Annotated in this window: 21 protein-coding genes; 10 read left to right on the top strand and 11 right to left on the bottom strand. The window is 63.4% G+C overall.

The genetic code is table 11. The features are described from left to right. Nucleotides 1-29: 29 nt before the first annotated feature. Nucleotides 30-491, bottom strand: a complete 462-nt coding sequence (locus tag AC3RCJ_RS02185; RefSeq protein ID WP_492957717.1) for an FKBP-type peptidyl-prolyl cis-trans isomerase — start codon at nt 489-491, stop codon at nt 30-32. Nucleotides 492-647: 156 nt separating this feature from the next. After that, on the bottom strand, nt 648-2,525 hold the full coding sequence (locus tag AC3RCJ_RS02180; RefSeq protein ID WP_492957715.1) for a potassium transporter Kup: 1,878 nt from the start codon (nt 2,523-2,525) through the stop codon (nt 648-650). A 238-nt stretch (nt 2,526-2,763) separates the two neighbouring features. On the opposite strand from AC3RCJ_RS02180, the gene rarD reads away from it, so the two are divergent. Together rarD and ettA are read left to right on the top strand one after the other, a co-directional pair. Then, nucleotides 2,764-3,648, top strand: coding sequence for an EamA family transporter RarD (gene rarD / locus AC3RCJ_RS02175; protein WP_492957713.1), 885 nt, complete (start codon nt 2,764-2,766; stop codon nt 3,646-3,648). A gap of 97 nt (nt 3,649-3,745) precedes the next feature. Then, a complete protein-coding gene (gene ettA / locus AC3RCJ_RS02170; protein WP_086144373.1) occupies nt 3,746-5,413 on the top strand; it encodes an energy-dependent translational throttle protein EttA in 1,668 nt (555 codons plus the stop codon). Between the two features lie 74 nt (nt 5,414-5,487). Here ettA and AC3RCJ_RS02165 read toward each other — a convergent pair whose 3' ends face one another. Beyond that, the gene (locus tag AC3RCJ_RS02165; RefSeq protein WP_492957710.1) at nt 5,488-6,069 is read right to left on the bottom strand and encodes a porin family protein; all 582 of its coding nucleotides are present in this window, start codon (nt 6,067-6,069) and stop codon (nt 5,488-5,490) included. 229 nt (nt 6,070-6,298) lie between these two features. On the opposite strand from AC3RCJ_RS02165, the gene AC3RCJ_RS02160 reads away from it, so the two are divergent. After that, nucleotides 6,299-6,880: a putative pterin-binding protein gene (locus tag AC3RCJ_RS02160; RefSeq protein WP_492957708.1), complete on the top strand. Its 582-nt coding sequence runs from the start codon at nt 6,299-6,301 to the stop codon at nt 6,878-6,880. A gap of 9 nt (nt 6,881-6,889) precedes the next feature. Here AC3RCJ_RS02160 and AC3RCJ_RS02155 read toward each other — a convergent pair whose 3' ends face one another. Continuing rightward, a complete protein-coding gene (locus AC3RCJ_RS02155; RefSeq protein WP_492957706.1) occupies nt 6,890-7,252 on the bottom strand; it encodes a hypothetical protein in 363 nt (120 codons plus the stop codon). A 299-nt stretch (nt 7,253-7,551) separates the two neighbouring features. On the opposite strand from AC3RCJ_RS02155, the gene AC3RCJ_RS02150 reads away from it, so the two are divergent. After that, nucleotides 7,552-9,006: a sensor domain-containing diguanylate cyclase gene (locus AC3RCJ_RS02150; protein WP_492957704.1), complete on the top strand. Its 1,455-nt coding sequence runs from the start codon at nt 7,552-7,554 to the stop codon at nt 9,004-9,006. A 52-nt stretch (nt 9,007-9,058) separates the two neighbouring features. Here the strand turns inward: AC3RCJ_RS02150 and AC3RCJ_RS02145 are convergent, their stop codons facing one another. The 7 genes from AC3RCJ_RS02145 to AC3RCJ_RS02115 form a co-directional block, all read right to left on the bottom strand. Continuing rightward, entirely contained in the window at nt 9,059-9,886 is an 828-nt protein-coding gene (locus AC3RCJ_RS02145) for a Rossmann-like and DUF2520 domain-containing protein (RefSeq protein WP_492957702.1), read from the bottom strand. 10 nt (nt 9,887-9,896) lie between these two features. After that, nucleotides 9,897-10,484, bottom strand: a complete 588-nt coding sequence (locus tag AC3RCJ_RS02140) for a DUF924 family protein (protein ID WP_492957700.1) — start codon at nt 10,482-10,484, stop codon at nt 9,897-9,899. Nucleotides 10,485-10,489: 5 nt separating this feature from the next. Continuing rightward, on the bottom strand, nt 10,490-11,230 hold the full coding sequence (locus tag AC3RCJ_RS02135; protein WP_492957698.1) for an MgtC/SapB family protein: 741 nt from the start codon (nt 11,228-11,230) through the stop codon (nt 10,490-10,492). 5 nt (nt 11,231-11,235) lie between these two features. After that, nucleotides 11,236-11,487, bottom strand: a complete 252-nt coding sequence (locus AC3RCJ_RS02130; protein ID WP_492957696.1) for a hypothetical protein — start codon at nt 11,485-11,487, stop codon at nt 11,236-11,238. Continuing rightward, a complete protein-coding gene (locus AC3RCJ_RS02125; protein ID WP_492957694.1) occupies nt 11,487-13,334 on the bottom strand; it encodes an aminopeptidase P family protein in 1,848 nt (615 codons plus the stop codon). The genes AC3RCJ_RS02130 and AC3RCJ_RS02125 overlap by 1 nt, the downstream gene beginning before the upstream one ends. 79 nt (nt 13,335-13,413) lie before the next feature. Continuing rightward, complete coding sequence (locus AC3RCJ_RS02120; RefSeq protein ID WP_492957692.1) at nt 13,414-14,115, bottom strand: hypothetical protein; 702 nt, start codon at nt 14,113-14,115, stop codon at nt 13,414-13,416. After that, entirely contained in the window at nt 14,102-14,800 is a 699-nt protein-coding gene (locus AC3RCJ_RS02115) for a Crp/Fnr family transcriptional regulator (RefSeq protein WP_492957690.1), read from the bottom strand. Before AC3RCJ_RS02115 ends, AC3RCJ_RS02120 begins: the two co-directional genes overlap by 14 nt. Before the next feature lie 180 nt (nt 14,801-14,980). On the opposite strand from AC3RCJ_RS02115, the gene AC3RCJ_RS02110 reads away from it, so the two are divergent. From AC3RCJ_RS02110 to AC3RCJ_RS02085, 6 genes are all read left to right on the top strand, one after another. Further along, a complete protein-coding gene (locus AC3RCJ_RS02110; protein WP_492957688.1) occupies nt 14,981-16,912 on the top strand; it encodes an AMP-binding protein in 1,932 nt (643 codons plus the stop codon). A gap of 14 nt (nt 16,913-16,926) precedes the next feature. Continuing rightward, nucleotides 16,927-17,742, top strand: coding sequence for an ABC transporter ATP-binding protein (locus tag AC3RCJ_RS02105; protein WP_492957686.1), 816 nt, complete (start codon nt 16,927-16,929; stop codon nt 17,740-17,742). Between the two features lie 25 nt (nt 17,743-17,767). Continuing rightward, nucleotides 17,768-18,664: a branched-chain amino acid ABC transporter permease gene (locus tag AC3RCJ_RS02100; RefSeq protein ID WP_492957930.1), complete on the top strand. Its 897-nt coding sequence runs from the start codon at nt 17,768-17,770 to the stop codon at nt 18,662-18,664. An 83-nt stretch (nt 18,665-18,747) separates the two neighbouring features. After that, on the top strand, nt 18,748-19,806 hold the full coding sequence (locus tag AC3RCJ_RS02095) for a branched-chain amino acid ABC transporter permease (RefSeq protein ID WP_492957684.1): 1,059 nt from the start codon (nt 18,748-18,750) through the stop codon (nt 19,804-19,806). A gap of 64 nt (nt 19,807-19,870) precedes the next feature. Further along, nucleotides 19,871-21,190, top strand: a complete 1,320-nt coding sequence (locus AC3RCJ_RS02090; RefSeq protein WP_492957682.1) for an ABC transporter substrate-binding protein — start codon at nt 19,871-19,873, stop codon at nt 21,188-21,190. A gap of 124 nt (nt 21,191-21,314) precedes the next feature. Then, nucleotides 21,315-22,151, top strand: coding sequence for an ABC transporter ATP-binding protein (locus AC3RCJ_RS02085; protein WP_492957680.1), 837 nt, complete (start codon nt 21,315-21,317; stop codon nt 22,149-22,151). Nucleotides 22,152-22,161: the final 10 nt, after the last annotated feature.

The following is a 22,161-nucleotide window of genomic DNA, read 5'->3' as shown; positions in this document are numbered from 1 at the left end:
TGTCCTGCGCGTCAAACAAGGCCCGCTGCTTACTTCTTGTTGACTTTCACCAAGGTAACATCGAATACCAGGCCCGCATAGGCCGGGATGGTGGGCTTGCGGCCAGCCGCGCCGTACGCGAGGTCGTACGGAATCGCCAGGCGGCGCGTGCCGCCCACCTTCATGCCGACCAGGCCACGGTCCCAGCCCGGTATCACCGCGCCGACACCGAGCACGACATCAAAGTTCACGCCTGGCTTGGAGGCGTCGAACTGGGTGCCCTTGTTGTCGGTCTTGCCCGAATCATACAACCAGCCCGTGTAGTTGACGAACAGCGTGTCGCCGGCCGCGGCCTCCGCGCCGGTGCCCACGGTCAGGTCAGTGATGGTGAGTTCCTTCACCTGGGTCGCAGGATCGATCACGACCGGCTTTTCGGTGTTTGCTGCGGCGCCGCAGGCGGTCAGGGCCACGGCACAGGCGAGGGTGGCGATCATTTGAAATACCGATTTCATGGTTTCCCTTTAAATATTGGAGTGTGACTGAGGCCCGTACGGTGCGGACCGGTACGGGCTGGAGTTTAACAGGTGTCGCCAGCCCGATTTGTAAGCAGACGTAAGCGCGGCGGTGGATTGTGCAACAATACAACATTGACACAAAAACCACATTATCTAGATTTCCACCTGCGTGCCCAGTTCGATCACCCGGTTGCTCGGGATCTGATAGTAGTCGGCCGCCGTGCGCGCATTGCGCGACATGGTGACGAACAGGTGTTCGCGCCACGGCATCATGCCGGCGCCGGGCGTCGAGATGATGGTCTGGCGGGCGATGAAGAACGACGTTTCCATCATCTCGAAATCGAGGCCTTGCTCCGCGCAGCGGGCCAGGGCCGACGGAATGTCGGGTTCATCCTTGAAGCCGTAATGCACGTTCACCTGGTAGCACTGGTGGCCCAGGTCGACCACGCGCACCTGCTCGGACGGCGCCACCCATGGCTCCTCATGCATGAACACCGTGAGGAAGATCACGCGCTCATGCAGCACCTTGTTGTGCAGCAAGTTATGCAGCAGCGCATGCGGCACGCCATCCGTTTCGCCACGCAGGAAGATGGCCGTGCCGGGCACGCGCAGCGGCGGCGCGATGAACAGCGACGACAGGAAGTCGTTGAGCGGAATCGCATGCTTTTCCAGGTTCTGGAACACCAGCTGGCGGCCCCGTTTCCAGGTCAGCATGACGATGAACAAAATCGAACCCAGCAGCAGCGGGAACCAGCCGCCGTGGAACAGCTTGAGCGCCGTCGCCGACACCAGGTTGACGTCGATGATCAGGAAAAAGCCCGTGGCGGCCCAGCACAGGGCCAGATTCATCTTCCAGCGGTAGCGGATGACGAAGAAGGTCAGGATGGTGGTGGACAGCATGGTGGCCGTGACGGCGATGCCGTAGGCGGCGGCCAGGTTTTCCGACGAGCCGAAACCGACGACGGCCAGCAGCACCACGGCCAGCTGCAGCCAGTTCACGGCGGGAATGTAGATCTGGCCAATTTCGCTTTCCGACGTGTGGCGCACGCGCATGCGCGGCAAAAAGCCCAGCGCGATGGCTTGCTTGGTCATCGAGAAAGTGCCGGAAATGGTTGCCTGCGATGCGATCACGGTGGCCATCGTCGACAAAATCACCAGCGGATACACGCTCCAGGCGCCCAGCTGCTGGTAAAACGGATTCGTGACGGCTTCGGGATGGGCCAGCAGCAGGCCGCCCTGGCCCAGGTAATTCAGGCTCAGGGCCGGGAAGGCGATCAGGAACCAGGCCATGCGGATAGGCTTCTTGCCGAAGTGGCCCATGTCCGCATACAGCGCTTCGGCGCCCGTCAGCGCCAGCACCACGGCGCCCAGCGCGACAAACGCGACGAAACCGTTATCGAGCAGGAAACTGGCGGCATACATGGGGTTCAGGGCGGCCAGGATGGCCGGCGACTTGATGATATTGACCACGCCCATGCCGGCCAGCGCGGCAAACCACAGCACCATGATGGGAGCGAAATAGCGGCCGATGCCCGCCGTGCCGTGCGACTGCACCGAATACAGGGCCACCAGCACCACGATGGTTAGCGGCACGACATAGGAACTCAGGGCCGGCGTGGCCACTTCCAGGCCCTCGATCGCCGACAGCACGGAAATGGCGGGCGTGATCACGCTGTCGCCATAGAACAGGGTGGCGCCGAAGACGCCGATCACCATCAGCGGGAAGTGCCAACGCGACACCTTGCTGACGGACGACAGCACCAGCGCCATCAGCGCCATGATGCCGCCCTCGCCGCGGTTGTCGGCGCGCAGCACCAGGGTCACGTACTTGAGCGAGACGATCAGGGTCAAGCCCCAGAAGATCAGCGAAATGATGCCCAGCAGGTTGTTGTGCGTCAATGCCAAGCCATGCGCAGGATCAAACACGGTTTTCAGGGTGTACAGCGGGCTGGTGCCGATATCGCCGTAGACAATGCCGACCGCGGCCAGCGTCAAGCCCGCCAGGCCGCTTTTTTTATGTTCCGACGTCAAGGTTGCACCCGTTTTTGTTTTGTTGCATCGCACAATATGATAGGTATTAGCAAATAGCAAGAGTATTTTTGCATGGTTCCGCAGCTGCCCCAAGGTCGTTGTTTTATGCCGCGCCGCCTGGTCGGGCAGGCTTGCGGCCGTTGATTTGCTGCCATTCTACGCCTCGCCAGCGGCGCCGGGCAGCCCCGTGTGTTTTCAGCGATAATGACAGACTGTCTACTCTGAAGCGAACGCCATCATGAATCCAGGCATGTTGTACGCCTCCCTCGCCTTCCTGTGCTGGGGCCTGTTTCCCCTGTATTTCCATGCCATCGACGACATCGCCCCACAGGAAATCCTGGCCAACCGCATGGTCTGGTCGCTCTTGTTCCTGGGCATCGTGCTGACCGTGCGCCGCCAGTGGGGCTGGCTGGGCACCTTGCGCGGCCAGCCCAAGGTCGTGGCCAGCTTCGTGGCCAGCGCGTTCCTGCTCTCCGCCAACTGGTTCATCTATATCTGGGCCGTCAACAACGGCCATGTGGTCGATGCCAGCCTCGGCTACTTCATCACGCCCTTGATCAACGTCATGCTGGGCTTTTTGCTGCTGCACGAGCGCCTGCGCCGCCTACAGTGGCTGGCCATCGGCCTGGCCGCCTGCGGCGTGGCCTGGCTCACCTGGCAGGCGGGGCAAGTGCCCTGGATCGCGCTGCTGCTGGCGGCCACCTTCGGCGGCTATGGCTTGCTGCGCAAGACGGCCGCGCTCGGCGCGCTGGAAGGCCTGTCGTTCGAAACATTGATTTTATTTCCCCTGGCGCTGGCCTACATGCTGTGGCTGGCCTGGCATGGCCAGAGCGGCTTCGTCAACACGGAGTCGGGTGCCACGCGCGCGCTGCTGCTCGCGTCCGGCCCCATCACGGCGATTCCCCTGCTGCTGTTCGCGGCGGGCGCGCGGCGCCTGCCGCTGGCCGTGCTGGGGCTATTGCAATACATCGCCCCCACGGGCCAGCTGCTGATCGGCGTGTGGGTCTTCCACGAGTCGTTCAGCCACGAACGCATGCTGGGCTTCCTCGTCATCTGGACGGCGCTGGCCCTGTACGCGGCCGAAGGGCTGTGGACGGCACGCAAGAGCCGCGCCATGGCCTGAGCCTGTCCCCGAAGTCCGTTTCCGCAGCGCACAGCGCTGGCCGGAAGCGGGCGTTTACCGTATCCTGTCCGTCTTTGTATATCACCCGAGATTTCTAATGGCAAATTACGTCTACACCATGAATCGCGTGGGCAAAATCGTCCCGCCCAAGCGCCAGATTCTGAAAGATATATCCCTCTCCTTCTTCCCAGGCGCGAAGATCGGCGTGCTGGGCCTGAACGGCTCCGGCAAGTCGACCCTGCTGAAGATCATGGCCGGCATCGACACCGACATCCAGGGCGAAGCCGTGCCGATGCCGGGCCTGAACATCGGCTACCTGCCGCAGGAACCGCAGCTGGACCCGGAAAAGACCGTGCGCCAGGAAGTCGAATCGGGCCTGGGCGAAGTATTTGAAGCGCAAGCCAAGCTGGAAGCCGTATACGCCGCGTATGCCGAGGAAGACGCCGATTTCGACGCCCTGGCCACGGAACAGGCACGCCTGGAAGCGATCATCTCGACCTCCGACGGCGGCAATCTGAATTTGCAGCTGGAAATGGCCGCCGACGCGCTGCGCCTGCCGCCCTGGGATGCCAAGATCGGCGTGCTGTCCGGCGGCGAGAAGCGCCGCGTGGCGCTGTGCAAGCTGCTGCTGTCGAAACCGGACATGCTGCTGCTCGACGAACCGACCAACCACTTGGATGCGGAATCGGTCGACTGGCTGGAACAATTCCTGCTGCGCTTCCCCGGCACCGTGGTGGCCATCACCCATGACCGCTACTTCCTCGACAACGCGGCCGAGTGGATCCTGGAGCTGGACCGCGGCCACGGCATCCCATGGAAGGGCAATTACTCGACCTGGCTGGACCAGAAGCAAGCGCGCCTGAAGCAGGAAGAGGCGACGGAATCGGCGCGCCAGAAGGCGCTGCAGAAGGAACTGGAATGGTCGCGCCAGAATCCGAAGGCGCGCCAGGCCAAGTCGAAAGCCCGCCTGGCCCGCTTCAACGAGCTGTCCGAGCACGAATACCAGAAACGCAACGAGACGCAGGAGATCTTCATTCCGGTGGCCGAGCGCCTGGGCAATGAAGTCATCGAATTCAAGAATGTGTCGAAGGCGTTTGGCGACCGTTTGCTGATCGATAACCTGAGCTTTACGGTGCCGCCAGGCGCCATCGTCGGCATCATCGGCCCCAACGGCGCCGGTAAATCGACCCTGTTCAAGATGATCACCGGCAAGGAAACGCCGGACAGCGGCGAAGTGGCCATCGGCCAGACGGCGCGCGTGTCCATCGTCGACCAGAACCGCGATAGTCTGGCCGACAACAAGTCCGTCTTTGAAGACGTCTCCGGCGGCGCCGACATGCTGACGGTGGGCCGCTTCGAAATGCCGTCGCGCGCCTACCTGGGCCGCTTCAACTTCAAGGGCTCGGACCAGCAGAAGCAAGTGGGCAACCTGTCCGGCGGCGAACGCGGCCGTCTGCACCTGGCGAAAACCTTGCTGATGGGCGGCAACGTCCTGCTGCTCGATGAACCGTCGAACGATCTGGACGTGGAAACCTTGCGCGCGCTGGAAGACGCCTTGCTGGAATTTGCCGGCAGCGTCATGGTCATCTCGCATGATCGCTGGTTCCTCGACCGTATCGCCACGCACATCCTGGCGTTCGAAGGCAATTCGCAGGTCACCTTCTTTGACGGCAACTATCAGGAATACGAAGCCGACAAGAAGAAACGCCTGGGCGAAGAAGGCGCGAAACCGAAGCGCATCCGCTACAAGCCACTGACGACCTAAGTTTTAGGTCCGGCCATGCAAAAAGGCAGTTACCTCGCGGTAACTGCCTTTTTTTTCAGCAAACTTCCAGTAAATTAGAAGTTGTAGCGGGCGCCCAGTGCCAGGCCGGTGGCCTTGTGGCCCTGGTCGGCGCTCTTGCCGAAGTGTTCCACCTCGGCCGTCAGCGAGACCTTCTCGTTGATCGCGTACTGGGCACCGACGGAAGCATACACGCCCGTCTTGTTCTCGCCGCTCACGCCGGTCGACAGGCCCGTGCCGCTCAGGCTATTCTTGACCTTGGCCACGCCGAGCTTGCCGAACACGCCGACCTTGTCGCTCACGGGCATGGTGGCCTTGCCGGCCAGGTAGTAGCCGTGCGAATCGCTTTTCACGGCGCCATTGCCGGCGCTGGTGACATAGCTGTAATCCTTGCTGCCGAAATCGGCGTAGCCGCCCTCGACCGCCCAGGTCTTGTCGAAGTCATAACCGGCGAAGACCTTGCCGCCGGCCTTGTAGCCGCTGTGGTTGTCGGCGCTGGTGGCGCCCGGGACATCAAAGTTGTAGCGGTTGCCCGTGACGCCGGCGCCCACATAGGCGCCTTCGGCGTGTGCGGCGCTCATGCCGGTGAATGCGGTAGCAGTGGCGATCATTGCAAACAGGATTTTCTTCTTCATCATGTTCTCTCTCTCTCTCAATTAGTGAATGGTGCCTGGATTCGCAGTTCAGCGAAGTGCGATGACTACACAATAACAGCCGAAAAAAGCGACGTCTTTCTCCATTCCGTAAGAACTGTGACAAGATGTAAGCGGATATTACAAACTGACAATAACCGCAAAATGCGCACCGTTGCGCGAACTTAAGATAGACTTAAGGACACGAGCGATTTTCAGTCAAGAGGAGAAGTGCATGCATAAACGCCAGTTTCTCGCCGCCGCCATGGCCGCCACTGCCCTGCCGGCCAGCGCCCGGGTGGCGCCCGCCGGCCTGCGCGGCCCGGCCCTGCTGACCGTCACGGGCAGCGTCGACAAGCCGAACCGTGGCCCGTTCGATGCCGTGCGCGACCAGATGATGCACAAGCAAAAGATCAGTTTTGAGCGCGCGCGGGCCTTCGATTTTGCAGCGCTGACGAACTTGCCGGTACACACGATTCGCCCCACTCTGGAATACGACGGCAAGTCGCATGCGCTGCGCGGGCCGCTGTTGCTCGATGTCTTGAAGGCGGCCGGGGCGCCCGAGGAAGGCGAGGTCCGCCTGCTGCTGCGCGCCGTGGATGGCTATGCGGCGGCGCTGAGCATGGCGCAGGCGCGCGCGCAGCACTTCATCATCGCCACCCACCTCGATGGACAGCCGATGGCGCTGGGCGGCCTGGGGCCGCTATGGGCGATCTATGACGCGGACCGCATTGCGGCCGCCGCTGCGCTGCCGCTGGCCGAGCGTTTCGCCAGCTGCCCGTGGGCGCTGTATCACGTCGGCGTGGAAACAGCGTGAGATATTGACTCAGGCATAGGCTTCGGCCATCGACATCACGCGCGGCGCGATCTCGATACCGTGTTCCTGGAACAGGGCCGTGATGGCAGCGAGGTTGTGCGTGCACTCGTCCGTCTTCCAGCCCTTGAAGATGTCGGTGCCATCCTTTTGAAAATGCAGGTCCAGCACCTTGCCCTGGTCCTTGTGCAGGTAGGGCGAGCTGTAGGTATTCTCGAAACCGAGCACCTTCAGCTGTTCCAGCAAGGTATGCGGCGGATGATCGGGATCGGTGGCCAGGAATACGCCAAAAGTCTTGCCTGGCGGCTTGGCAGCGATATCGACTTCATAAATGCCAGGGGCCTTGCTGACTGAAGTACTCTTTAAAAATAACATGAAACACTCCCTGCGCGTGGTGTCCTGCGCCTGAAAGCGGCGGCATGACAGGGGCGGTGCGCGATGATTCCCATCATCAAATCTTATTGCTAATCTGCATCTTTGTCGACAAATCGGCAATTTTATTTGGTGAATCGTGGTTATCTTGTTGCGTCGGCCACCGCTCGATGGCAAGAAAGCTAGTTATCATTGCACCAATACTGGGCCTGCTGCATACTTTTGGCTTGCGTAAAGATTATCCCCGGCCCCATCGCCAGGGCCAGCATCCGCACGCCCTGGCTTGCCCCTTCCGAGAATCCATGCGCCTTTTGTCGATCAAGTACCGCCTGCTCATCCTCCTGACCCTGATCCTGGTGGCAGGCTTCGTGGCCACCAGCCTGGCCAGCTACCTGGCGTCGCGCAATGCCATCGAACATGGCATCGCCGACCAGACGCTGCCTTTGACGGGCGACAACATCTATTCCGAAATCCAGAAGGACATGCTGCGCCCCGTCTTCATCTCGTCGCTGATGGCGCACGACACCTTCGTGCGCGACTGGATACTGGCTGGCGAAGCGAACCCGGCGCAGATCGTGCGCTACCTGGCCGAAGTCAAGAAGAAATATGGCGCCATCACCAGCTTCCTGGTGTCGGACCGGAGCAGCAAGTACTACTATGCCGAAGGCACCCTGAAGTCGGTCAGCCCGCAGGCCTTGCGCGACGTCTGGTATTACCGGGTACGCGCAATGGACAAGAGCGACTATGAAACCAATGTCGACGTGGACATGGCCAATCGCGACAGCATGACCATCTTCATCAACCATCGCGTGTATGACTACAATGGCCAGTTCATCGGCGCCACCGGCATCGGCCTGACGCTCGATACCATGAGCAACATCATCGACCGCTACCAGGCGCGCTTCCACCGCAATATCTACTTTGTCGATGAAGCCGGCGCCCTGGTCCTGGCCGGCAAGACCATGCGCGATGGGCATGGCAATATCCACCAGCTGCCCGGCGTGCAGGCCATCGCCGGCCAGATCCTCAACCATCGCAGCGAACCGACGCACCTGTCCTACCAGCTGGCCCGCGCGCAAATCCTCGTCAACTCGCGCTACATTCCCGAACTGGGCTGGTACCTGGTGGTCGAGCAGAATGTCAGCGACGAAGTCGAATCGCTGCAGGGCGTGTTCATCCTGAACCTGGCGATCAGCTTTGGCGTCACCCTGCTGGTATTGCTGCTGACCTTGCTGACGGTGAACCGCTACCAGCGCCGCATCGAGCGCATCGCCTCGACCGATGCATTAACGGGCTTGCTGAACCGCAAATCGCTGGAATTGCTGTTCCAGCGCGCGATGTTATTGTCCAAACGCAATACGCAACCGCTGTCGGCCATCCTGTTCGACATCGATTTCTTCAAGCGCGTCAACGATACGCATGGCCACCTGTGGGGGGACAAGGTCATCCGCGGCGTGGCCGACGTGGCGCGCGCCAGCGTGCGCGAGAGCGACGTCATCACGCGCTGGGGCGGCGAGGAATACCTGGTCTTGCTGAACAATTGCAGCCTGGCGCAGGCGGCGGAAGTGGCGGAAAACCTGCGCGCCGCCGTCGAACGCCACGATTTCGGCCTGCCCGATCCGCAAGTGCCCGTGACGATCAGCCTGGGCGTGGCCGAATACCGGCAGGACGAGAGCGAATCGGCATTCTTCTCGCGCGCCGACAGCGCCCTGTACCAGGCCAAGCAGCACGGACGCAACTGCATCTACCCCCAGTAGTCGCCCATCCGGCCAGCGCACGGCTGCAGCTGGCGGGACAGGCCCGCAGCGCTCATGGCCCGCGCTTGCGCCGGGCCAGCTCCTGCGTGGGGGCCACCAGGGCGCGGTACAACTCGCCCGTGGCCGCATCCCATTGCTGCACTGCCTGCAACTGGCGTTGCACGGTAGCATCATCGCCGCGTGCGATGGGACCGGAAAGCGCCGGCGCCGCGCCCAGGCGGAACACATTCGCCACCGCTTCCGTCACCAGCGGCTGCGCCAGCTCGCGCGCCACCGCTTCCGGGATGCCGGCCGCCTGGTAGGCGCGCAAGGCGGCATCGAGCACCGTCACCAGGTAATTGCTGGCAAATACGGCAGCGGCGTGATACAGGGTCTTGGCGGCCGGATCGATGGGCACGGGACGTGCGCCGATGGCGTTCAAGGCCGGCGTGAGGAAGGCCAGCGCCAGCGGATCGCCCTCGACGCCGCAAAACGTGCCGTCGAAGGTGGCAGCCACCTGCTGCGGGTCGGCGAAGCTGCGGATCGGGTGCGCGCTGGCGACAGAAGCGCCGGCCTGCGTGGCCGCCAGCAGCACGTTGGACGCCAGCGCGCCGCTGCAGTGGAACACGATGGCGCCCGCCTGGCGTCCCTCGGCCACCAGCGCCGCGCAGGCCGGGCCGATCTGGTCGTCCGCCACGGCCAGCATGGTGACGTCGGCGCGCCGCAAGGCCGCATAGCTGGCGACGGGAGTGCCGGCGCCCATAAACTCCACGGCCGCCTGCGCGGTCGCCATCGAGCGCGTCAGCACGTCCTGCACCGCGATCCCGTCCACGCCGGCAAACAAACGGCCCAGCACGCGGCCCACGTGGCCGGCGCCGATGATATTCAAGCTAACGTTCATGGTGGTTTTTCTAAAAGCTGGAACCCGGCTGGCGCAGGAACTCCAGCTCTTGCGGCGTGGAGGTGCGGCCCAGGATGGCGTTCCTGTGGGGGAAGCGGCCGAAGCGGGCGATCACTTCCTGGTGGCGCTCGGCATAGTCGAGCATGCTCTCAAAACCGGGCTGCGCCTGCGCCAGCCGCTGGAACAGCTCGACGGCGCGCGCCTGCATCGCCAGGTCTTCCGCGTGCTCGAACGGCAGGTATGCAAAGGCGCGCAGCATCGGCGCCAATTGCCGGTCTAGCCCCTGCTGCGTCATGGATGCGGCCAGCGCCAGCGCCTGGCTGTCGCCGGCAAAGGCGCGCGGCGTGCCGCGATGCACATTGCGCGTGAATTGATCGAGCACGACGAGCCGCGCCAGCGCGCCGTGTGGCGTGGCGTCCCAGGCGCGCAAGCCGCCGGCTATGGCGGCGTCGATCAGCGCGCCGAAACGCGTGCGTATCTGCGCGTCGAAGCCCTCATCCTTGCGGAACCATTGCGCGCGCGCCTGGCCGTGGCCGGGGTGATCCGGCGGCAGGAACCAGAAATCGAGTACCGCTTGCGCCTGTGCATCCATGGTCATCCTCGTCAGTTGCGGGCGTGCGACAGCTGGAAGCCGGCGATGCCCTCGAAAGCGGCCAGCTCGGCCGACATGGTGGACAGGCTGGCGCCCGTATTCTTGCCATGCGCGATGGCGACAAAACGCCATTCCTGCATGCCGTCGGTGCTGCCGATGGTCAGCGAACCGCCGGCGATGTCGTAACCGCGCTTGGCCGCCATGCGCCGCAGCGCATCTTCGCGCGGAATAAACCCTTGCTTGAAGCGCATGGTGATGGCCACCGCATGGCGCGACGGCAGCCAGTTTTCCAATTTTGACAGAAAAATCATGGCCATCGCGCACATGAAGGCCAGGCCCATGGCGGACAGGTAAAAGCCGATGCCCACCATGATGCCGATCACGGACGAGGCCCAGATCGAGGCGGCCGTGGTCAAGCCACTGATATTGAAGCCTTCGCGCATGATGACGCCGGCGCCCAGGAAACCCACGCCCGTGACGATGCCCTGGATGACGCGCGTGGGGTCGCTGCCGACAATGCTGCCATGGCCGCCGTACCAGAATTCCGGATAACCGCCCAGCACCGTCAACGCGGCCGATGCCATGCAGACCAGGCCGTACGTACGCATGCCGGCGGCGCGCCCGTGGTACGAGCGCTCATAGCCTACCAGCAGGCCCAGCAATAACGCGCCAAGCAAGTTCAGCAGGATCACGCCATTCGTCGCCAATTCGGCCGGCGACCAGTACGCGCGCAGGAAATCGATGGTCGGCATTGAGGTTATGGCGCTTTCTTGGTGAGCTGCTTTTCAAACGCCACATCGAGCTTGCTGACGCGGCGCGCCTTTTGCGGCCCCAGGCCATTGACGAAGGCGACAAAGGCATCGAGTTCCAGCGGCGGGCACAGGGGCGGCAAGCCGGGGCCTTCGGTGAGGAAGAACAGCTCATCGCCCGTGCGCGCCATCGTGTACAGGCGGTTGCCGCTGCGTTCCTTGAGCCGCTCGATGGCGGAGGTGGCGCGGGTCGAGCGCATCAGATGGCTCCCGTGCGCTGTTCCAGCCACGCCAGGGCAGGCGCATCGGCCGGCGCGGCCAGGTGCGGCGCCAGGCGCGCGCGCACAATGGCGTGGTAGTCGTTGAGCCAGGCCGCTTCGTCGTCGCGCAACAGCGACCGTTCCACGCAGCGCGTGTCGATCGGGCACAGGGTCAATGTTTCGAAGCGCAGGAAGTCGCCAAACGGCGAGGTCGCGGCGGGGACGTTGAGCACCAGGTTCTCGATGCGGATGCCCCACTGGCCGGGACGGTAGATGCCCGGTTCGATGGAGGTGATCATGCCGATCTCCATGGCCGTCTGCGGCTCCGGCATGGCGGACTGGGAAATCGATTGCGGCCCTTCATGGACGTTCAGGAAAAAGCCCACGCCATGGCCCGTGCCGTGGCCGAAATCGATGCCCTCGGCCCACAGCGGCGCGCGGGCAATCGAGTCCAGCATGGGCGACTTCACGCCGCGCGGGAACTGCGCGCGCGACAGCGCGATCATGCTGCGCAGGACCAGCGTGAAATCGCGCTTGTGCTCCGCCGTGATACTGCCGACGGGGACCACGCGCGTGATATCGGTGGTGCCGCCCAGGTACTGGCCGCCCGAGTCGATCAGCAGCAGGCCGTCGCCTTCGATCGTGGCAGCCGAATCCGCATGGGCGTGGTAATGCATGATGGCGCCATGCGCATTGAAGCCGGCGATGGTGCCAAAGCTGGGGCTGACGAAATGCGCGCGGCGCGCGCGGGCCGCCGTCAGGCGCTCGTCGACGCCGATTTCCGTCAAGGGAGCGCGCTGCGGGTCGGCCAGGGCAGCGTCCAACCAGCTGAAAAACTCGCACAGGGCGGCGCCGTCCTGCTCCATGGTGGCGCGCACGTGCGCGGCCTCGCTGTCCGTCTTGCGCGACTTGGCCAGGGTCGTCGGGTTGATCGCTTCGACCACGCGCACCGCATCGGGCACGGCCTGGCGCGTGCCGAACGTGATGCGGCGCGGGTCCAGCAGCAAGGTGGCGCCGGCCGGCAGCGCGGCAAGCGAGGCGCCGGTACGCTCGTACGGGGCCACGTCCACGCCTTCGCTCTCCAGCGTGGCGCGCAGCGCGGCAGGCAGCTTGCCGTCGGCGACGAACAGGGTGGTGCGCTGCGGGCCCACCAGCGCATGCGCGAGGAAGACCGGGTTGTAGTGCACGTCGGCGCCGCGCAGGTTGAACAGCCAGGCGATATCGTCCAGGGTGGAGATCACATGGTGGCTGGCGCCGTGCGCCGCCATGCTGGCGCGCAGGGCCGCCAGTTTTTCCGTGCGCGACAGGGCCGGATATGCGGCCGCATGTTCCTGCACGGGCGCCGCCGGCATGGCCGGACGGTCCGTCCATACCTGCTGCAGCAAATCGATGTCGGTACGCAGCAGCACCTGCGCGCCCAGCGCCTGCTGCAGCAGGCGCGCATTGGCCAGGCCCAGCACGGCGCCATCGACGGCCACCGTCTGGCCCGGCAGCATGGTCTCGCCCAGCCAGTCGATATACAGCACGCTGGCGCCGGACGGGATTTTCTTCAGGACGATGCCGCTGCCGGCCAGTTCGTCTTCCGCCTGTTCCCAGTAGCGGCCATCGGTCCACACGCCGGCGAAATCCTGCGTCACGACCAGGGTGCCGACGGAGCCCGTAAAGCCGGACATCCATTCGCGGCCCTGCCAGCGGCGCGGCAGATATTCGGACAGGTGCGGGTCGGCCGAAGGCACGATGCAGGCATCGACGTGCCGGACGCGCATGGCCTTGCGCAGCTGCGCCAGGCGCTCGGCGGGGGTGGCGGCGGAATTGACGGGAAGGGCGGCGTGGTCAGATGTCTGCATGGGGGCGAAAAAAGAGCGGTGCTGGGAAGCGCCTATGATACCGCGATTAACGCGGATACGACACGGCGTGCCTTGCCCCTCATGCCCCGCCTTGACGCCGGGCCAGCGCCTTCTCCGCCGGTTGCAGATTGCGTTCGAGTTTTTTCTTGACGCCCGCATGGCGCACCTGGGCCAGCGCAGTGCGCAGCGCTTGCAGGCTGGCCGCAGTAGGGATGGTTTCCACCGCATGGCCCAGGGCCATGGCCAGCGACTGCGACGGCGCGCTCTTGGCGGAGCCGGGCGCCACGCACACCTGCGGCAGCAAGGTGGCGATGACGGGCGCGAACCAGCCATCGTCGCGATAGGCCGCCACCCGCGCGGCGCGCGCCAGGATGCCGGTATCGGCCGTGGCAAAGGCCGCGTCGGCGGCATACGGCACCTGGCCGGCATGAATCTCCGCGATGTGCCGCGCCGCTTCTTCCAGGATGGCGCGTGAAAAATCGGCATATGCCGCATCGCCGGCCAGTACCTGCGCCGGATCGGCGTCACCGATATCGTCGCGGCTCCAATGCCCGCTATGCGGCGAGCTGGCCAGCGCCAGCAGCGAGGCATCGCGCAGCTGCGGCAGCAAGGCCAGTTCACGCAGGGTCAGCGGCATCGGCAGCAGCGCGTGGCGTGCCTGCATCGCCGCGTCCAGCCGTGCCAGCGCCCGCGCGCCGGCCAGGCGCGCCTGCAGGAACGACTGATAGTGCTGTTCGGTCAGGCGCCGCACCTCGTCCATCGATACGTCACTCGGCATCATCGGCCTCGTAGCGGCGCAAGCCTTCCAGGTCCAGCACGCGGATGCCGCCGTAATCGAGGCGCAGCAAGCCTTTCTTTTCCAGCACCTGCAAGGCCTGGTTGGCGCGCTGGCGCGAGGAGCCGGACAGCAGGCCGATCTCTTCCTGCGACAGCTGTACCAGCGTGTCCACGCTCGGATACAGGTGCGAATGGAACATCGACGCCAGGCAGCGCGCCACGCGCGTGTTCAGGTCGAGCAGGCGTTCGTTTTCCACCATGCCGATGAACTGCCCCAGCCGCTCATTGAGCTGCATCAGCAGGAAACGCGTAAACGGCAAGCTCGTTTCCAGCAGCCAGTGGAAGGTGGCGGCCGGCATGCGCGCCACGCGCGTGTCGCGCACGGCGATGGTGTCGTACTTGCGGATCTCGCGCTTGAGCAGCGAGCCTTCGCCGAACCAGCTGCCCGGCGGCATGCCCGTAAACGTCATGGCCTTGCCCGAGGCGGAAAAATTATTCATCTTGACCATGCCGCTGATGACGCCGATCCAGTTGTCCACCGGCTCGCCCTTGCGGCAAACAAAACCGCCTTTCGGCACGCAGGTTTCAAACGTGTCGGCCTCGACCCGGGCCATTTGCGCGGCGTCGAGCAGCTGCGCCCAATTGGCCGCGCGCAAGGCATCCTTCAGACTGATATCAGGTGTGGTCATTGTGCGATGCACCATCGAAAAGTGGGTAAATGTCCCCGAAAAGACAACTCTGCAAACTAACGCAAGCTACTATCATTACACAAACGCAGTACACATAAAAAACACAGAGCGCCACACGACGAGGTGGCGCCTGAGACACGCAACAGGGAGACACTGGTGCACACAACGACTACGGCAGCGATGCCAACTTTTCCGCGGCGCTTATTGCAACACGGAGCAGTACGATCCGACAAGCCCGCATTTCGCGAAAAACACCTGGGCATCTGGCAAACCTGGACCTGGTCCCAGGTCAACGACGAGGTGCGCGCGCTGGCCTGCGGCCTGGCCGCCATCGGTTTCCAGCGCGGCATGAACCTGGCCATCATCGGCGACAACCGTCCGCGCCTGTATTGGGCCATGCTGGCCGCGCAGAGCCTGGGCGGCGTGCCGGTGCCACTGTACCAGGATGCGCCGGCCGCCGACATGGCGTACGTGCTGCAGGACGCGGAAGTCCACTACGCCATCGTCGAAGACCAGGAGCAGGTCGACAAGCTGCTCGAACTGAAAGCGCTGTATCCGCACATCACCCATATCGCCTATGACGATGAACGCGGCATGCGCCACTACCGCCAGCCGGAACTGATTTCCTTCGCCGGCCTGCAGGCGCTGGGCCGGGTCTACGACCGCGAGCATCCGGGCTTTTTCGACGCCGCCGTGGAAGCGGGCGCAGGCCACGACTCGGCCGTCATGCTGTACACCTCGGGCACCACCGGCAAGCCGAAAGGCGTGTGCCAGAGCCATGCGGCACTGCTGGCCGCAGGCGTTGGCGGCGTCGCCTTCGACAAGCTGACGGACAATGAAGACATCCTGTCCTACCTGCCGATGGCGTGGGTCGGCGACTGCCTGTTCTCGCTGGCGCAGGCCATGGTGGCGGGCTTCACCGTCAACTGCCCCGAGTCGGGCGACACGGTGATGATCGACATGCGCGAAATCGGTCCCACCTGCTATTTTGCGCCGCCGCGCGTGTTCGAGAACATGCTCACCAGCGTGATGATACGCATGGAAGACGCCAGCGCCATCAAGCGCCGCCTGTTCAGCCATTTCATGGACGTGGCCAAGCGCTGCGGCGCGCATATCCTCGATGGCAAACCCGTCTCGCTGCTGGACCGCCTCAACTACCGGCTCGGCGATATCCTTATCTATGGTCCCCTGAAAAACGTGCTGGGACTGTCTCGCGTGCGCGTCGCCTACACAGCCGGCGCCGCCATCGGCCCGGACCTGTTCCGCTTCTACCGCTCCATCGGCGTGAACCTCAAGCAGCTGTACGGCTCCACCGAGACGTGCGCCTATGTATGCCTGCAGCCGGACGGCAACATCAAGTTCGACAGCGTCGGCCTGCCCGCGCCCGGCGTGGAAGTCAAGCTGGCGGCCAATGGCGAAGTGCTGGTCAAGTCGCCGGCCACCATGAGCGGCTACTTCAAGCGTCCCGATGCCACCGCCGAAGTGATCGACAACGACGGCTATTTCCACACGGGTGACGCGGGCGTCTTCGACAGCGAGGGCCACCTGAAAATCATCGACCGCGCGGCCGATGTCGGCAAGATGAATTGCGGCGCCATCTTCGCGCCCAACTACATCGAAAACAAGCTCAAGTTCTTCCCCTTCATCAAGGAGGTGGTGGCCTTCGGCCATGCGCGCGACCAGGTCTGCGCCTTCATCAATATCGACATCGAAGCGGTGGGCAACTGGTCCGAGCGGCGCGGCATCGCCTACGCCGGCTACACCGACCTGGCGGCACGCGCAGAGACCTATGGCTTGATCCGCGACTGCATCGAGCAGGTCAATGCGGAGCTGGCGGCCGATCCGCTGATGGACCGCACCCAGGTGCACCGCTTCCTGGTGCTGCACAAGGAACTGGACCCGGACGACGATGAACTGACGCGCACGCGCAAGGTGCGCCGCAAATTCATCGCCGAGAAATACGCGGTGCTGATCGCCGCCCTGTACGAGGGCAAGGCGACGCAGTACATCGAGACCCAGGTGAAATTCGAAGATGGGCGCACCGGTTCGACCAGCGCCCACCTGCAGATCTGGGACAGCAAAACGTATCCGGCCCTGGGCGCGGCCGCATGATGGAGCACAGCACGATGCAAATGAACGAACCTGACATCCATTTCGGCACGACGCGCAAGACCGGCCCCGTGATCCTGGACCTGAAGAATATCTCGCTGTCGTTCGGCGGCGTGAAGGCGCTGACCGACATTTCCTTCGACGTCAAGCAACATGAAATCCGTGCCATCATCGGCCCGAACGGCGCCGGCAAGAGCTCGATGCTGAACGTGATCAACGGCGTGTACCGCCCGCAGCAGGGCGAGATCATCTACCGCGGCGAACACCGGCGCGGCATGGATTGCTACGCGGCCGCCAAGTCCGGCATCGCGCGCACCTTCCAGAACATCGCGCTGTTCAAGGGCATGACGGTGCTGGACAACATCATGACGGGGCGGAACCTGAAAATGAAATCGAATTTCCTGCTGCAGGCCCTGTACTGGGGACCGGCGCGGCGCGAGGAAATCGAGCACCGCAAGAAGGCCGAGGAGATCATCGACTTCCTGGAAATCCAGGCCATCCGCAAGACGCCCGTGGGGCGCCTGCCCTATGGCCTGCAAAAGCGCGTGGAGCTGGGCCGCGCGCTGGTGGCGGAGCCGGAAATCCTGCTGCTCGATGAACCGATGGCCGGCATGAACGTGGAAGAGAAGCAGGACATGTGCCGCTTCATCCTCGACGTCAACGACCAGCTGGGCACGACCATCGTGCTGATCGAGCACGACATGGGCGTGGTGATGGATATTTCCGACCGCGTGGTGGTGCTCGACTACGGCAAGAAGATCGGCGACGGCACACCCGACGAGGTGCGCAGCAACCAGGATGTCATCAACGCGTATTTGGGTGTCGCGCACTAGCACCAGACAAGGGATAGCAATGAATATCAATTTTTTCTTTGAAGTGCTGATCGGCGGCCTGCTGTCGGGCGTCATGTACGCGCTGGTGGCGATCGGCTTCGTGCTGATCTACAAGGCCTCGGGGGTATTCAACTTCGCGCAGGGTGCCATGGTGTTCTTCGCCGCCCTCACCTGCGTCGGCATCATGGACAAGTTCGGCCTGTCGCTGTGGCTGGCCATTCCATTGACAATGCTGACGATGATAGCCCTGGGCATGGCGATTGAAAAAGTCGTCTTGCGCCCGCTCGTCAACCAGCCCGAGATCACGCTCTTCATGGCCACCATCGGCCTGGCCTTCTTCATCGAAGGCCTGGCGCAACTGATGTGGGGCTCGCAGGTGCACAAGCTGGATCTGCCCATCGAAGACGTACCGATGCAGTTCCTGATGGACCACTTCAACATCATCGTCTCGCAGTTCGACGTGGTGGCGGCCGGCATCTGCGCGCTGCTGGTGATCTGCCTGGCGTTGCTGTTCTCGAAAACCAAGGTGGGCCGCGCCCTGCGCGCCGTCGCCGACGACCACCAGGCGGCGCTGGCCGTGGGCATCCCGCTGCAGCGCATCTGGGCCGTGGTATGGGGCGTGGCGGGCCTGGTGGCGCTGGTGGCCGGCTTGCTGTGGGGCGCCCGCAACGGCGTGCAGTTCGCCCTCACCTTCATCGCCCTGAAAGCCTTGCCGGTGCTGATACTCGGCGGCTTCACTTCCGTACCGGGCGCCATCGTCGGCGGCCTGATCATCGGCGCCTCGGAGAAGCTGGCCGAAGTCTACCTCGGCCCCATGGTGGGCGGCGGCATCGAAGGCTGGTTCCCGTATGTGCTGGCGCTGCTGTTCCTGCTGGTGCGTCCGGAAGGCCTGTTCGGCGAGAAGATCATCCGGCGAATATAACACCACCGAAACAGCATCGTAGGTCGGGTTAGCGCATGGCGCGTAACCCGACAACAGCCAAAACAGCCCGCAAAGGACACGCCATGATTTACCGTGAAGCAGGACAATTCAAGACCAGCTACCAGGCCGACAACCAGATCTTCCCGATCCGGCAAGACCGTCTGGCACTGACGGCAACGCTGATCGCCGCCGTCTTCCTCCTGCCGTATTTCGCTTCGCCCTACATCCTGTCGGCGATCATGATTCCCTTCCTGATCTTCGCCCTGGCCGCCTTGGGCCTGAACATCCTGACCGGTTACGCCGGCCAGCTGTCGCTGGGCACGGCCGCCTTCATGGCCGTCGGCGCCTTTGCCTCGTACAACTTCATGGCGCGCCTGCCGGGATTGCCGCTGCTGCTGTCCTTCATCCTGGGCGGCCTGTGCGCGGCCATGGTGGGCATCGCCTTCGGCCTGCCCTCGCTGCGCATCCGCGGCTTCTACCTGGCCGCCTCCACGCTGGCGACGCAGTTCTTCGTCGTCTGGTGCCTGACCAAGATCCCGTATCTGACCAACTACAGCTCCTCGGGCGTGATCACGGTGCAGAAGATGAGCATCCTCGGCTACCAGTTCGATACGCCGCAAAGCAAGTACATCCTGGTGCTGGCCATCGTCGCCGGCATGGCCCTGCTGGCCAAGAACATGATCCGCTCGAACGTGGGCCGCTCGTGGATGGCCGTGCGCGACATGGACATGGCGGCCGAGGTGATCGGCTTCCGCCTGATGCGCACCAAGCTGCTGGCGTTTGCCGTCAGCTCGTTTTACTGCGGCGTGGCCGGTGCGCTGTATGCGTATGCCTACCTGGGCACGGTGGAGCCGGAAGCATACAACCTCGACCTGTCCTTCCGCATCCTGTTCATGATCATCATCGGCGGCGTCGGCTCCATTCTCGGTTCCTTCCTCGGCGCGGCCTTCATCGTGCTGCTGCCCGTGTTCCTGAACATCATCGCGCACGGCCTGTCGCTGCCCACCAGCGTGGCGTCGAACCTGGAACTGATGGTGTTCGGCGCGCTGATCATCTTCTTCCTGATCGTCGAACCGCACGGCCTGGCCAGGCTGTGGCAGATCGCGAAAGAGAAACTGCGCCTGTGGCCCTTCCCGCACTAGGAATTTGTACCTTGCAATCAGATGTCGGTTCTGTTGAAAACTAAATAAAACAAGAGGAGACACAATGAAACACATCAAATCGCTCATGCTGGCCGCCGCCATCGCCAGTGCCGCACTCACCATGTCCGGCAGCGCGCAGGCGCAGGACAAGGAACAGTACATCGCCCTGCCGTCCTACCGTGTCGGTCCGTATGCGGCCGGTGGCTCCGGTTTCTACGGCGGCATCATCGACTACTTCAACCTGGTCAACCAGGCCGGCGGCGTGAATGGCGTCAAGATCAGCTGGGAAGAATGCGAAACCGAATACAACCCCTCGCGCGGCGTCGAATGCTATGAACGCCTGAAAACCAAGCAGGGCGGCGCCACCCTGGTGGAGACCCTCTCCACCGGCGTCGCCTACGGCATCCTGGACCGCGTGGCGCAGGACAAGATCCCCATGACAATGATCGGCTACGGCCGCTCGGACGCCGCCAACGGCAAGGTTTTCCCGTATGTGTACCCGCTGATCTCCAGCTACTGGAGCCAGGCCGCCGCCATGATCAAATATTTGGGCGACAAGGATGGCGGCATGGACAAGCTGAAAGGCAAAAAAATCGTCCACCTGTACCACGATTCGGCCTTCGGCAAGGAGCCACTGCCCGTGCTGGAAGCACTGTCGAAACAGTACGGCTTTGAGCTGATCAAGATTCCCGTCGCGCCGCCCGGCAGCGAACAGCAGTCGCAGTGGTTGCAGATCCGCCAGGCCAAGCCGGACCACGTGATCCTGTGGGGCTGGGGCGTGATGAATTCGGTCGCCATCAAGACGGCGCAGCGCAACGGCTTCCCGCGCGACAAGATGCTGGGCGTGTGGTGGGCCGGTTCCGAGGAGGACACGATTCCGTCGGGCGATGCAGCCAAGGGCTATACGGCGATGAGTTTTAATACGCCTGGCAATTACCCCGTGCTCGACGATATCCGCAAAAAACTCTACGCCAGCGGCAAGGGCAACCTGGCCGACCAGTCGCGCATCGGCTCCGTCTACCACATGCGCGGCGTGACGGCCGGCATCCTGTGGGTGGAAGCGATCCGCGTGGCGCAGGAAAAATACGGCAAGGGCAAGCCGGTCACGGGCGAGCAGATGCGCTGGGGCCTGGAAAACCTGAACGTCGACGATGCGCGCCAGAAAGCCGTGGGCGCGCTGGGCATGTTCCCTACCGTGAAAACCAGCTGCGACGACCATGAAGGTTCGGGCGCGGTGAAGGTGCAGCAGTGGGATGGCAAGAAATGGACCGCCATCACGCCTAAATGGATCGTCGGCGACAAGGCGCTGGTGCGTAAACTCGTCGAGGAATCGTCGAGCAAGTACGCGGAAGAGAAAAAGATCACGCCGGCGTGCATGAAGTAAGCGGCGCTCGGGGTGGTGTCGGATTACGGCCTGCGGCCTAATCCGACCTACGCCGCATCCACGTAGGTCGGATTAGCGCAGCGTAATCCGACAAGCACCAACATCACATGAAAACGAAGCAGCCATGACACCCACTGCCACGCAAACACCGGATACCGCGCCGCCCTACCTGTCGGTGAACAATATCGAAGTCATCTACGACCACGTGATCCTGGTCTTGAAAGGCGTCTCGCTGCAAGTCCCGCAAGGCAAGATCGTGGCACTGCTGGGCGCGAATGGCGCCGGCAAGTCGACCACCCTGAAAACCATCTCGACCCTGCTGCGCGGCGAACGCGGCGACGTCACCAAGGGCGAAGTCCAGTTCAAGGGCGAGCGCGTGGACCAATTGACGCCGAATGAGCTGGTCAAGCGCGGCCTGTCGCAGGTGATGGAAGGCCGTCACTGTTTCGGCCACCTGACGATCGAGGAAAACCTCCTGACGGGCGCCTACACGCGCAGCCTGTCGCGCGGCGACCTGAAAGACGCGCTGGAAAAGGTCTACCACTACTTCCCGCGCCTGAAAACGCGGCGCGCCAGCCAGGCCGGCTATACCTCGGGCGGCGAACAGCAGATGTGCGCGATCGGCCGCGCGCTGATGGCCAAGCCGTCGATGATCTTACTGGACGAACCCTCGATGGGCATCGCGCCGCAGATCGTCGAAGAGATCTTCGGCATCGTCAAGGATTTGAACCACAAGGAAAACGTCTCCTTCCTGCTGGCCGAGCAAAACACCAATGTGGCGCTGCGCTATGCGGACTTCGGCTACATCCTGGAAAACGGCCGCGTCGTGATGGAAGGGCAAGCACAGGAACTGGCCAGCAACGAGGACGTCAAGGAGTTTTACCTGGGCGTGTCCAGCGCCGGGCGCAAGAGCTTCCGCGACATGAAGTTCTACCGCCGCCGCAAGCGCTGGCTGGCCTGAAGGCAGAGGC

Source organism: Janthinobacterium sp. GW822-FHT07H11, from assembly GCF_058798615.1.
The sequence above is the reverse complement of the archived record's forward strand: the minus strand, read 5'-3'. Positions and strand labels throughout refer to the sequence as shown.

Excerpts from the sequence above, each read along its gene's own strand:
- AC3RCJ_RS02145 (WP_492957702.1), bottom strand. The coding sequence starts at position 9,886 with ATGAACGTTAGCTTGAATATCATCGGCGCCGGCCACGTGGGCCGCGTG.
- AC3RCJ_RS02090 (WP_492957682.1), top strand. The coding sequence starts at position 19,871 with ATGAAACACATCAAATCGCTCATGCTGGCCGCCGCCATCGCCAGTGCC.
- ettA (WP_086144373.1), top strand. The coding sequence starts at position 3,746 with ATGGCAAATTACGTCTACACCATGAATCGCGTGGGCAAAATCGTCCCG.
- AC3RCJ_RS02140 (WP_492957700.1), bottom strand. The coding sequence starts at position 10,484 with ATGACCATGGATGCACAGGCGCAAGCGGTACTCGATTTCTGGTTCCTG.
- AC3RCJ_RS02110 (WP_492957688.1), top strand. The coding sequence starts at position 14,981 with ATGCCAACTTTTCCGCGGCGCTTATTGCAACACGGAGCAGTACGATCC.
- AC3RCJ_RS02185 (WP_492957717.1), bottom strand. The coding sequence starts at position 491 with ATGAAATCGGTATTTCAAATGATCGCCACCCTCGCCTGTGCCGTGGCC.
- AC3RCJ_RS02130 (WP_492957696.1), bottom strand. The coding sequence starts at position 11,487 with ATGCGCTCGACCCGCGCCACCTCCGCCATCGAGCGGCTCAAGGAACGC.
- rarD (WP_492957713.1), top strand. The coding sequence starts at position 2,764 with ATGAATCCAGGCATGTTGTACGCCTCCCTCGCCTTCCTGTGCTGGGGC.
- AC3RCJ_RS02095 (WP_492957684.1), top strand. The coding sequence starts at position 18,748 with ATGATTTACCGTGAAGCAGGACAATTCAAGACCAGCTACCAGGCCGAC.
- AC3RCJ_RS02135 (WP_492957698.1), bottom strand. The coding sequence starts at position 11,230 with ATGCCGACCATCGATTTCCTGCGCGCGTACTGGTCGCCGGCCGAATTG.
- AC3RCJ_RS02165 (WP_492957710.1), bottom strand. The coding sequence starts at position 6,069 with ATGATGAAGAAGAAAATCCTGTTTGCAATGATCGCCACTGCTACCGCA.
- AC3RCJ_RS02085 (WP_492957680.1), top strand. The coding sequence starts at position 21,315 with ATGACACCCACTGCCACGCAAACACCGGATACCGCGCCGCCCTACCTG.
- AC3RCJ_RS02125 (WP_492957694.1), bottom strand. The coding sequence starts at position 13,334 with ATGCAGACATCTGACCACGCCGCCCTTCCCGTCAATTCCGCCGCCACC.
- AC3RCJ_RS02150 (WP_492957704.1), top strand. The coding sequence starts at position 7,552 with ATGCGCCTTTTGTCGATCAAGTACCGCCTGCTCATCCTCCTGACCCTG.
- AC3RCJ_RS02115 (WP_492957690.1), bottom strand. The coding sequence starts at position 14,800 with ATGACCACACCTGATATCAGTCTGAAGGATGCCTTGCGCGCGGCCAAT.
- AC3RCJ_RS02155 (WP_492957706.1), bottom strand. The coding sequence starts at position 7,252 with ATGTTATTTTTAAAGAGTACTTCAGTCAGCAAGGCCCCTGGCATTTAT.
- AC3RCJ_RS02105 (WP_492957686.1), top strand. The coding sequence starts at position 16,927 with ATGCAAATGAACGAACCTGACATCCATTTCGGCACGACGCGCAAGACC.
- AC3RCJ_RS02120 (WP_492957692.1), bottom strand. The coding sequence starts at position 14,115 with ATGATGCCGAGTGACGTATCGATGGACGAGGTGCGGCGCCTGACCGAA.
- AC3RCJ_RS02160 (WP_492957708.1), top strand. The coding sequence starts at position 6,299 with ATGCATAAACGCCAGTTTCTCGCCGCCGCCATGGCCGCCACTGCCCTG.